Source organism: Aquitalea sp. ASV11 (assembly GCF_016429185.1).
Taxonomy (GTDB): domain Bacteria; phylum Pseudomonadota; class Gammaproteobacteria; order Burkholderiales; family Chromobacteriaceae; genus Aquitalea; species Aquitalea pelogenes.
This window is the reverse complement of record NZ_JAELUD010000012.1, coordinates 70,681-81,426: the sequence shown is the minus strand read 5'-3', so window position 1 is coordinate 81,426 and position 10,746 is coordinate 70,681. Positions and strand designations below refer to the sequence as shown.

Annotated in this window: 9 protein-coding genes and 1 tRNA gene; 4 read left to right on the top strand and 6 right to left on the bottom strand. The window is 49.3% G+C overall.

What is annotated here, in order from left to right; genetic code table 11:
- Positions 1–87: 87 nt before the first annotated feature.
- From JHD62_RS06360 to JHD62_RS06340, 5 genes are all read right to left on the bottom strand, one after another.
- A complete protein-coding gene (locus JHD62_RS06360; RefSeq protein WP_199102211.1) occupies positions 88–1,047 on the bottom strand; it encodes a fimbrial protein in 960 nt (319 codons plus the stop codon).
- A gap of 171 nt (positions 1,048–1,218) precedes the next feature.
- Positions 1,219–3,645, bottom strand: a complete 2,427-nt coding sequence (locus tag JHD62_RS06355; RefSeq protein ID WP_199102210.1) for a fimbria/pilus outer membrane usher protein — start codon at positions 3,643–3,645, stop codon at positions 1,219–1,221.
- 119 nt (positions 3,646–3,764) lie between these two features.
- Complete coding sequence (locus JHD62_RS06350) at positions 3,765–4,499, bottom strand: molecular chaperone (RefSeq protein ID WP_199102209.1); 735 nt, start codon at positions 4,497–4,499, stop codon at positions 3,765–3,767.
- 107 nt (positions 4,500–4,606) lie between these two features.
- Positions 4,607–5,146 (bottom strand): fimbrial protein, encoded by a 540-nt coding sequence (locus JHD62_RS06345; protein ID WP_199102208.1) that lies wholly within the window; start codon positions 5,144–5,146, stop codon positions 4,607–4,609.
- A 184-nt stretch (positions 5,147–5,330) separates the two neighbouring features.
- The gene (locus JHD62_RS06340) at positions 5,331–5,873 is read right to left on the bottom strand and encodes a fimbrial protein (protein WP_199102207.1); all 543 of its coding nucleotides are present in this window, start codon (positions 5,871–5,873) and stop codon (positions 5,331–5,333) included.
- Positions 5,874–6,288: 415 nt separating this feature from the next.
- On the opposite strand from JHD62_RS06340, the gene JHD62_RS06335 reads away from it, so the two are divergent.
- On the top strand, positions 6,289–7,296 hold the full coding sequence (locus JHD62_RS06335; protein WP_199102206.1) for a nucleoid-associated protein: 1,008 nt from the start codon (positions 6,289–6,291) through the stop codon (positions 7,294–7,296).
- A 104-nt stretch (positions 7,297–7,400) separates the two neighbouring features.
- On the opposite strand, the gene JHD62_RS06330 is transcribed toward JHD62_RS06335, so the two are convergent.
- Complete coding sequence (locus JHD62_RS06330; protein ID WP_199102205.1) at positions 7,401–8,597, bottom strand: amino acid aminotransferase; 1,197 nt, start codon at positions 8,595–8,597, stop codon at positions 7,401–7,403.
- A gap of 217 nt (positions 8,598–8,814) precedes the next feature.
- On the opposite strand from JHD62_RS06330, the gene JHD62_RS06325 reads away from it, so the two are divergent.
- From JHD62_RS06325 to JHD62_RS06315, 3 genes are all read left to right on the top strand, one after another.
- A tRNA-Leu gene (locus JHD62_RS06325) sits at positions 8,815–8,899 on the top strand.
- Between the two features lie 211 nt (positions 8,900–9,110).
- Positions 9,111–9,515 carry a ProQ/FINO family protein gene (locus tag JHD62_RS06320; protein WP_199102204.1) on the top strand — a complete coding sequence of 135 codons (405 nt, stop codon included), beginning with the start codon at positions 9,111–9,113 and terminating at the stop codon, positions 9,513–9,515.
- A gap of 89 nt (positions 9,516–9,604) precedes the next feature.
- Positions 9,605–10,744, top strand: coding sequence for a glycerate kinase (locus JHD62_RS06315; RefSeq protein WP_199102203.1), 1,140 nt, complete (start codon positions 9,605–9,607; stop codon positions 10,742–10,744).
- The last annotated feature ends 2 nt before the right edge of the window (positions 10,745–10,746 follow it).

The window sequence follows — 10,746 nt, the reverse complement described above, 5'->3', positions numbered from 1 at the left end:
CCCCCCCCCCCCCCCCCCCCCCCCCCCCCCCCCCCCCCCCCCCCCCCCCCCCCCCCCCCCCCCCCCCCCCCCCCCCCCCCCCACATCTTACTGTTCGTCGGCAGCGTCAGATGTGTATAAGAGACAGAAAGTCTGCGTTCCAGTGAGGTTGTTGTTCAGAATGATTTGATTGATTGTCCCTGGGTTTGCAGAATCATTGCCAAAGCTGATTACTTGGTTATTATATTTCATCTGTATGCCAATTCCCTTTGCTGTGGATGTAGTTGTCGGGGTCAGTATGCTTCCGGTTTGCCCGATATTATTATTGTCAGTAAAAGTAATTGCGAGCTTTGTAGGCCCGGGGCAATTGATGCTGATATTGAATGGAACGCCTGCTGAGGTGCTGCCAATCTGCAGAAGTTGAGTGCTGTAGATTAATGGCAAATTGACATTGGTATTAGTACTGCTTAGTAATGTGCAACTATTATTGGTGATGATGGTGGCGCTAGAAGTATATAAATAAGTAGCATCCCGGATTGTATTACTACTGTTGTCGAACCCAAACCATAATGAAAAAGTGCCTAAAAGATTAATCGGGGTGGATGGTATGTTATCGGAAAGTTTGTATAGAATCATATGCATACGCGCTCGATATGTATATGCTTTATTAAAATATACAGTGTCATCACAGGTGATCTGCTCGAATTGCTTTAGCCAGACGGTGCCCTGGTTAGTGCAGGCGTTGACTATTTCCATGCCTAAGCTAAAACCAATAGACTTGCTGCCGTTTGCAATAAAAACTGTACGACCATTAATTGGCGTGGTGGTATTCAAATTTGGCGAAAATCTGAATTTTCTAAAGGTGTCACTGGAGTTGCAGCTTAATAAATCAAATGTTGGACTAATTAGCTCAGTGCCAATTATGCCGCCTACAGGAATGCTATTGCGGTTAAAGGTGTATGTTGGAATGGTTGTAAATACATTCTGCTGAAAGGAGCCTGGGTCGCACGTAGCGAAACTTGTGTGTGAGATTAAAAAGGATAGGAGAAAACCATAAAAATATTTCATAGTAAATATTCGTGAGCTGTAAATGTAGGCACGGGTTTAAAATGTAAGTGCAACAGTTAAGAGTTTAATTGATTCAGTGACTTATTGCTGTCAATCACCACCTACCTCCAGACATACTCGTCGTTGGACTGACTCCCTGAATCTGCCTTATGAAATATAGAATTAACCCTCTTATTGAATAGCTGTTTGACACACAACCATTTTAAATGAGCTAATAGCAGAGCCCGCATTATCATAGCTAAGCATGCATTTTTTTCCTCCATCCAAATCAACAAACAGGTTACCGCTAGCTTGTTTCACGCGGGCGAATAGCTTGCTATTTTGGCCAATATTCCCCACTGTTAATCCATCCTTGTCTTTTACGCTCGCACCAAAGGGGAGCGGGCTGTCATCGGAGAAGCGCGTTTTCAGTAATAGTGGTAAGCCCTTGCTAGTTTTAAATTTTACCAGCACAACTGAGCCACTTCGAGGAATGGCTTGCGTACTACTATAATCCAGTTGTACGCCATCATTCATGCTACCAGTTTCCAGCTGTATATCATTCTTGCGATAAGAGGATAGTGATGGTAGTAGTGCATGACCGGAACTATCTACTTCTACGCCAATACCAGGTACTACCATTGCACCTTTGGCATCTGGTGCTTCAATAATTGCGGTACTTTCTCCGAGTGGTTGACCAAATAGTACAGTCCCGGCAGCAGCAACGACCGAGCCATTTAATCCCAGTGAAGCTTGTTTATTACCACGGGCGCTGCTGGCACTCGCATTGATAATCCCTTTGCTACCTTGGTATGCAAGATTGCCAGCGATGCTGCTATTATTATTACCATTACCACTGCTATCTCCGATATTTACTCCATAGCTTATTTTTCTATCCTGGTCCAGGCTGCCACTCATGTTCAGTTGTGCATCACGATTTCCCGTAGAGTCATTACGTAGGCTGCTGCTAAATATTTTTCCACTGTCTATGTTGAAATTGATACTTAGCATGATGCTGTTTACACTTTGCCCACCATTGTTGGCCTGTCTGCTTGCATCAACAGCCAGGCTACCCCATTTGAAACCTTGTCTTATACCCATTTGATATTGAGTATTGTGGGCTTGGCCTCCCCAGTAATCCTGAATCGATCCGCTTATATAAGCAGAACTTCCATTTTTGAAATTTTGATTAATATTGACTTCGCCTCGGCTACGTAGTCGGGGAAAGTTGTTAAACAATAATTGATTATTGTTAGCACCTGTTATTGTATCCCGCATATTTAGTGCAGTTTGCAAGTCCATGAAACCCGATGTCGAGTAACGATAGGCAGCAAGTGTGACATTAGTTCCTGTGCTATTGAATAACTTATTGAAACTGAATCGGTAAGACTGGCCAGTAAACGATGTGCTATTGATTCTTGTATTTGAATTACTGATATCAAGACCAAGCGCACCAGCCCCAGTATTAAATACACTTCCAAGCTCTAACGTGTTATACCCATCTGAAGCGGTCACCCCACCATTCAGTGTGAGTAAATTCGATATTCCGCGCTGGTACGTGAACTGTCCGAGCATGGGGGTAGTATTTGCCAGTTTGCGCACTTGGCCTAAAGTAAAGTTATAGTGGCTTGCACCTTCGCGTAGCGAACGTGGTACCGCAGAAAACGGTACTGTAAATGTTGATTTTTTGCCATCAGCTTCAGTTACTGTAACAACAAGGTCACCGTTGTAGCTGGCTGGAGCAATATCCCTGATTTCGAATGCACCAGGAGCAACCGTTGTATCGTAAATGATATAGCCGTTTTGCTGGATGACCACATGCGCATTGCTATTGGCCATGCCACGTACAACTGGTGCGTACCCAGTATCATTGATGGGCTTCATCCTGTCATCGCTGGCAATGCGAACACCACGTACCGGGACTGAAGTAAATAGGTCGGAATCGCTAAAGCTATCACCAATAATCAGTTGGGAATTGATAGAATCCAGGTCGTGACTGATATAGTTTCTGATCGGTACGACTGAATGCCCATTAGTGTTACTCCAGTTAAGCGAAGTCGTATTACGGAAACGCCAGCTGCCCAAGTTAAGGCCGATATTTGCCGATAGATAGGCATTACTGTTATCGGAGCTGGCGGTTTTTGAGTAGTAAAAGTTGCTGGAGTAATCCAGTAGCAGCGCAGGCACACCTTCATCCCAGCTTTCTGGTGAGGTATAGCCTATGAAATGCTGCTGCATGTCAACTTGAGGAACGCTTATTTTAATTTGTAGCAGATTACTATCAAATTGATAAAAAGCGCCATTGATCTGCTTGGCCAGATCAATACAGATGTCCTCATCTTTTTGTGTTGGCACCGGCAAACGATCGGCACGAACACCCAATTCCAGTAAAAGTGACCGTGGAATGCATGGGACAGTGTTTTTATTGTCTTCAGTTTTGATGAGGCGAATATCGCGGCGTCCTCGTGGGACTTCGTTGATGAGTACATCGGTACTGTACTCGCCCTCTGGTAGTGATGCTCCAGTCTGAAATTTGCTAAAATCCAGTTGCTTCAATGAATTACCCCATAGCAAGCTTCTATCAAAAGAAGGCTCGCTACTATTTTCATTAGCTTGCACTGCTTGATGGCTTATGCCAAAGCAGACTGCTAGGAAAAGGTGTATTGGTTTTTTTTGAAGCGAATGGGTTTCACTGCGTAAGCCTTATTGTGTCACTACGGTGGCAACTTTCAGGTGGTTTATTCGGCAAACTTTGCTATATAGCTTGTGCTGCCACCAAAGTCATTGATAACGCTAAAATTTATACCGGGCTTGATGTCATTACTCTTGGATGTGATTTCGTATTCAACATCGTCATTAGGTGACACCATGGATTTTTGCGGTGATAAATCTACACTACCCTTAACTTTTTCTGTATTGATTTGTATTTGATTGAAAGTGATATAGTAAGGAGTGCTATTGTGAATAAGCACATGCCATTTAGAATTTTTGCTAACTAGTTTCCAACTTAGTTTTTCTGGGGCATTTTCCGGCGATATAGCTAATTTTTCAGGGCGAAAGAAAAATTTGATACGACTTCTAATACCAATGCGTAGCTGGTTAGGATCGTCGGTGTTTTGTGGTACTTCGAGTACATTTATCCAGAACAAGCTTTCCTTGTCCGTAGGGAGTGTAATTTCTCCGGTGTAACGTACACGAATGTTTTGTCCTTTCTCGGCTTGTAATACGGATATGGGCGGAGTTAAGACAAAGGGGGCAGTAGTGTTGTCCGGCGTCTCTTTGCTATTTCCTTCATCAAGCCATGTCTGAATTAGTGATGCCCTTTTCCCTGCATTATTTACGGTGAATGTAATTTCTTTTTTACTGGCGGGGTAAATAATACGTGTTGTATTGATGGATACATCAGCTTGTACCAGATTAAACAGACTACTTGCGGAAAAGATGCAAATAGCTGTTGTGCAATTTTTTATCATATTTTTCCCCGTACACTTTAATGATGATGGCTGGAGGGAGATATGAATCTACCTCCCTCTTTTCCCTGTTACTTCGGTAAAAACGAGTTTGTTGAGTGTGGGAATGTTTACTCGTATTGCACGGTGTAATTCACTGTGGCAATAACGGTACCTGCAGTGACTGCATTTTTGGCATAGTAACTAGCACGGTAATTCAATATGGCACTACTGTTGGTAATGTCAAAGGCAGCACCGCTGCTGCCAAATCCGCTTCCTTGGCCAATATTGATTGGTGTATTGGAGTTGATGTTGTACAAGGCAACATCGACATTACCCGCCGTGCCCGTATTGATCAGCCTGCCAGTCGCCGCATCGACATTGCTACCGGACTCAAACCATGCTGCAGCTTGTTTGAAAGGTTGTGGACAACCGCTAAGGGTGATGGAGAATTGTGTGGCTCCTGCCGTTGCGGCAGGGCTTGCTAGTGCACTTGCCGAAACAATTGGTAGTGTAACCGTGCCGTCGTTGGTACCATTGGCTGCACTTATCGAGCAGGTGTCTGATGAAATATCTCCGGTGAAGCTGATGGTGCCGTCGGAGGCATGGGCTGTTGTGGCCAATGCAGCAAGTAATGACATGGTTGAAATACTTGTAAAACTTTTTCTCATTTCAAGCTTCCTCAAGTAGGCGGCCCTGTAATACATGTTTTTTTATAGTCTGGAAGTTGCAGCTAGGTAAGTTTGTGTCTACTTGGTTGAAAGAGGAGTCAATATGACTCCTCTTATTCAGTAGATATGCTATATGCAACGACGCCAGTGTGAGGCTGGCGTCTATATGCATATTGCGTTTTTCTTACTGATACTGAAGGGTGTAATTAACAGTAGCGACTACGGAACCGGCTGTTGCTGCGCCAGTAGCGTAGTAACGGGCATTGAAGTTCATGGTGGCAGCATTGTTGCTGATAGGTACCGCAGCACCGCTACTGCCCACGGAACCATTACCTTGGCCGACGGCAATCGGGGTGGTACTGCCAAGGTTGTACAGAGCTACATCAACATTACTGGCGGTGCCGGTGTTCTTCAGACGACCGGTAGCCGGGTCTACGTTAGAGCCTGCTTCAAACCATGCGGCTGCTTGGGTAGCCGTTCCAGAGCAGCCTGACAAGGTGATAGAGAACTGGGTTGCACCGGCAGTAGTGTTGGCGCTAGCCAAGGATTTGGCTGAAACGGTTGGCAGGGTGACAGTTCCGTTAGCTGTGCCACCTGCGATAGCCGGGGTGCAAGATTGAGCGGTTACATTACCATTGAAGGTGATGGTGCCGTCAGAGGCTTGAGCTTGGGCAGCAAAGCCAGCGAGCAGGAGAGCTACGGAAGTGCTGGTGAGCAATTTTTTCATGATATGTGTTCCTTTGTGTTGGATGAGGGTGATTCAAGTGTGCTGACGCGGTGCCTGCGTTTTGCTTGTGCAAGTATTGACTGGGCGGCTTTTTTTTTATCTAAGACGCATCATTTTTGAATCTAGGAAATTTCTTATAACCGGCATGTTTTCCTTGTTTATGCTCAAATAATTTAAAATTTTGCTTTTATTTGTAATTATTTGCTTTTGCTCAAAAGCACCGAAACGCCCACGCGCTGGTTCTTTTCTTTTATCAAGACAAACAGAAAAGTTATGCAAAATAAATTATTTTATTAAACTGCACATGACATATTCTGTGGGGCTTTTACCCGGTGCTTGCGATACAGAGCGTTTTGATTGTCAAGTGCAGAGGCTGGGTCAATAATCCGCATTTTCTTGCTGGCAGAGGGTTGCTATGTTGATTGGTGAGTCGCGTGTTGAGCGCTTGGTCGTGCACCGTGTGGGAAATCAGGCCCGAGGAGAGCCGCTACAGTTGTCTGAGCGTGCCAGTGATGTAGATGACGGTGTTTCGTCGCTGATCCTCAGCGGCTACCTGCGTGGAGTGGTGTCTGACAAGAAAAAGCATCAGTTCTTTCATGAGTCTGACCTCAATCTGAATGAGGTTTATCACTACACGCGGCAGTTCTTCCGGGGCGAACTCGACTTCCTTGCATTGTCACAGCGCATTGCCAAGCACCTGTATGCACGCTCACAGCATCCGAACATCAGTGCCGGTGACTTGTTTGTCATCCTGTTTTCCGGCTTGTCGGATGGTGAGCGTGAGTTACGTGGTCTGGGGGTATTCAAGTCCGAAGTGCGCGATGACTTTCTTTCCGTTATCGAGGCCGGTGAGGTGTTTGATATCCGGCATGCATCCGGCATCAATCCCAGGTTGATTGACAAAGGCGCCTTGATTCTGGAGTCCGGCCCCCTGGTGTATGCGGTGGACCGTGGAGGTCAGCAGGCAAAATTCTGGCTGGATGATTTTCTCAAGGCCATGCGGGTTCCTGATGCTACGAGTAGTAGCCGGATGGTTGCCAGCGTGGTGGAGCAGCTGTCTGAAGAGATTGCCGACCCGTTGGAACAGGCCCGCTTCAAGGATGAGTTTCTGGCGGTATGCGAAACCGAGGAAGAAATGTCCGCAGCTCAGGTCAGCTCGATTGCAGAAAAGTTTGTTGGCAAGGAGCAGGTCAGCCAGGCTTTTGATGATGCTGCGGAAACTTATGGCTTCGCCCTCGATGACGAGGCTCGCCTGCCTGCACAAAGCATGGCCAAGCGACTGGAGAAGTCGCTGTCAAAATATGGTATCGGCCACGGTATCAGCGTGTTGTTGCCTAGTGGCATTACCTTGAAGAATATCCAGTCGCAGAATGATGGTGAAGGTGAACTGACTTTGGTGTTGAAGTTGAACAAAAGAGAGTGAGATGACGCCACCCATCAGGGCTGTGACCTCTATGATGGTCAGCCGGAGGCGGCATTTACAGAAAAGCCCGGTACAAGACCGGGCTTTTTGCTGGGTGATGACAGTCAGTTTTTCAGCACGGCAGCCATGGCTTCGGCAACATAATTCACATTGCGACTATTCAAGCCCGCTACGCACATCCGGCCGGAACGCACCAGATAGACTGCAAATTCTTCACGCAGGCGGTCAACCTGCTCAGGTGTAAGGCCGGTGTAACTGAACATGCCTTGCTGTGTGACGAAGTAGCTGAAGTCACGACCGGGCACGCGCTCGCTCAGTACCTGGTACAGGCTTTGGCGCATGGCCTTGATGCGGACGCGCATTTGGGCAACTTCTTCTTGCCATTCTGCAAACAGGGCCGGGTCATTCATGACGGCGGCGGTGATCTGACCGCCATGCGTCGGAGGGCTGGAGTAGTTACGACGCACGGTGGCCTTCATTTGGCCCAGTACACGTGTGGCTTCTTCTGCATTCTGGCAGACGATGGAGAGTCCACCGCAACGTTCGCCGTAAAAAGAAAGATTCTTGGAGAAGGAATTGCTGACAAAGAAGCTGATGCCGGCATCGGCCATGCTGCGAATGGCATAAGCATCTTCGTCGAGCCCCTGGCCAAAACCCTGGTAGGCAATGTCCAGGAATGGAATCAACTGACCAGTCTTGAGTAACGGAATCAGGATGTCCCATTGCGCCGGGGTCAAATCAACGCCGGTCGGGTTGTGGCAGCAGGGGTGCAGCAGCACGACGCTCTGGGCTGGTAATTGCTTGATGGTGGCAAGCATGTCCTCAAACAGCAGTCCACCGCTGACAGTGTCGTAGTAGGGATAATCGTGCACTTTGATGCCCGCACCTTCAAAGATGGCGCGGTGGTTATCCCAGCTGGGGTTGCTGATCCAGGCTTCACTTTGCGGAAAATAACGTTTGATGAAGTCCGCGCCTACCTTCAGTGCGCCGGAACCGCCAATGGTCTGGATGGTGGAGATGCGCTTCTCGACGACAGCCTTGTGAGCTGCGCCAAACAACAAATGCTGGACGGCTGTACGGTAATTGGCAGCGCCTTCCATCGGCAGGTAGGGGCGGGGCGAGGGGCTGGCTGCGCGCGCGGCTTCGGCTTTCTGCACAGAAGAGAGCAGTGGGATACGGCCTTCTTCATCATAATAAAGCCCGATGCCGAGGTTCACTTTCTGCGGACGTTGATCGGCATGAAATGTTTCTACCAGGGTCAGAATGGGGTCGCCTGGGTAGGCTTCGACATGTTCGAACATGGACGGTACTTCCTTTGTAGCGGATTGTTATTGAATGAGTGAGCAGCGATTCAGCCCCTGTCCGGATGATTGGGCTGATGCCAAATGCTAATCGTGCATCTTCGCGCAAAGCATGCTCTGGCAGCAAGCCATGCGCATCTTCTCTGCCGGGCGGCAGCAAAATGCACGTCAGAAAGATGACGCAGTGCCCAAGTACTGGCATAATCCGCGTCTCGGTGCGCCCATGGCGAAATTGGTAGACGCAAGGGACTTAAAATCCCTCGACTTCGGTTGTGCCGGTTCGACCCCGGCTGGGCGCACCATCACCGTTGCCAGCCTGATACGCAAATCTGTCCTGCTGCTATTCGTTCCCGCCTTTTGCTGGCACGGCTTGGCAAGCTGCATTACCATACAGGACGCTGCGGTGTCGTGGATCAAACGACAAGTTGGCATTGTGACGGTTTGAGGCCGTTCCCCCTGTCTGGCAGGCTTGCCTGTCATTACAAAAGCATCACTGGATCTAGATAGAAGTTCATGAAGCCAAATACCGAAACGGCACTGGGTGCTGCTCTCAAGTCCGCTGTTCAGAGTCTGTCCAAGAAAAAACAGACTGAAATGATTGCGGAACATGTATACAGCAAGTTCGAAGTGTTCCGTCAATTCCGTCCGCTGGCTCTGGGCATCCATGAGAGCCTGATTGCCGCCCTGCCGCAATTCGATGCAACCCTGATTTCCCGCGTGGTGGCAAATCATTGCAGAAAGCCGCGTTACGTGAAGTCGCTGGCACGTGGTGGCAAGCGTTTCGATCTTGCCGGCAAGCCTGCTGGTGAAGTGAGCGCAGAAGAGAAGAAGGCCGCCCAGTTGATGTCTGCGCCCAAACCCGCAGCCGAAACCCCGGCTGTCGAAGCTGTACAGAACGATCAGGCTGCTGCTGAATAAGCGAAGCAACCCTGTTTTCAGACCCCTCCTTGCCTTGGCAACGAGGGGTTTTGCATTTATGTTGGCTGTTTTTGTCATGGGGGTGTGCTATGCGCTGGGTACTTGCACCTGACTCCTTCAAGGGGTCGCTGGATGCGGCTGACGTGGCGAGTGCCATGCGCCAGGGAATTGAACGGGCAGATCCTCGTGCTGAATGTGTTTTGCGTCCCATGGCTGATGGCGGCGAGGGGACACTGGATGCCCTGCATGCGGCAGTAGGAGGCCAGTGGCTTGATTATTCCGTTTGCAATGCAAGCGGGGTGGAGCAGTCGGCGTCCTGCTTGCTGCTGCCGGATGGGACGGTGGTGCTGGAAGTGGCACGCATCATCGGTTTGCCAGACGCAGGAGATACGCCTGTCACGCAGCGTAGTAGCCGCGGAGTTGGTCAGCTGCTGCTGGCATTGCTTGCTGATGGCTATCGAGAGATTGCTGTTGCGTTGGGTGGTTCCAGTACCAATGATGGCGGGGCTGGCTGTCTGGTTGCATTGGGTTTGCAACTGAGCAATGCGCAGGGTGAAAGCCTGCCTGGAAGCCTCCAGGATGTGCTTGATTTTCAGACGCTATCGTGTGAGCCGTTACGCGGAAAGACGGCACAGATGAAGCTGGAAGTCTGGTCAGATGTGGAAAATCCTTTGACCGGGGAGAGGGGGGCGACAGCGGTATTCGGTCCGCAAAAGGGTGTTGCAATGACCGATGTCGCACGCTTTGACGCAGGGATTGCTCATTTCGCTCGGCAGCTGGATGCCGGTATGGGGCAATCTGCCTGTCATCTGCCTGGGAGTGGAGCTGCCGGTGGCTTGGGTTATGCGCTGCAATTATTGGGTGGGCGCATGGTGTCCGGAGCTCAGGCGGTTGCCAACCATATTGGTTTGCCACAGGCTGTTGCCGAGGCAGACTGGGTACTGACCGGGGAAGGTCGCAGTGACAGCCAGACGCTGTCCGGCAAGGCTCCGGCTTGTATTGCGGCACTGGCCCGGTCGGCAGGGGTGCCTGTCAGTTTGCTGTCTGGTGCCATTATTGCGGATGATGCGGGCCGGCTGGCAGCAGCATTTGATGGCTGCTATTCGCTTTGCAATCGCCCGATGGTTCTGGAGGTGGCGATGCAAGAAGCTGCACATTTGCTTGCCCAGCAGGCCGAACAGTTGGCGCGGACCATTCTGGCCGCACGTTCCCTGCCAAATGCCCGGTGATG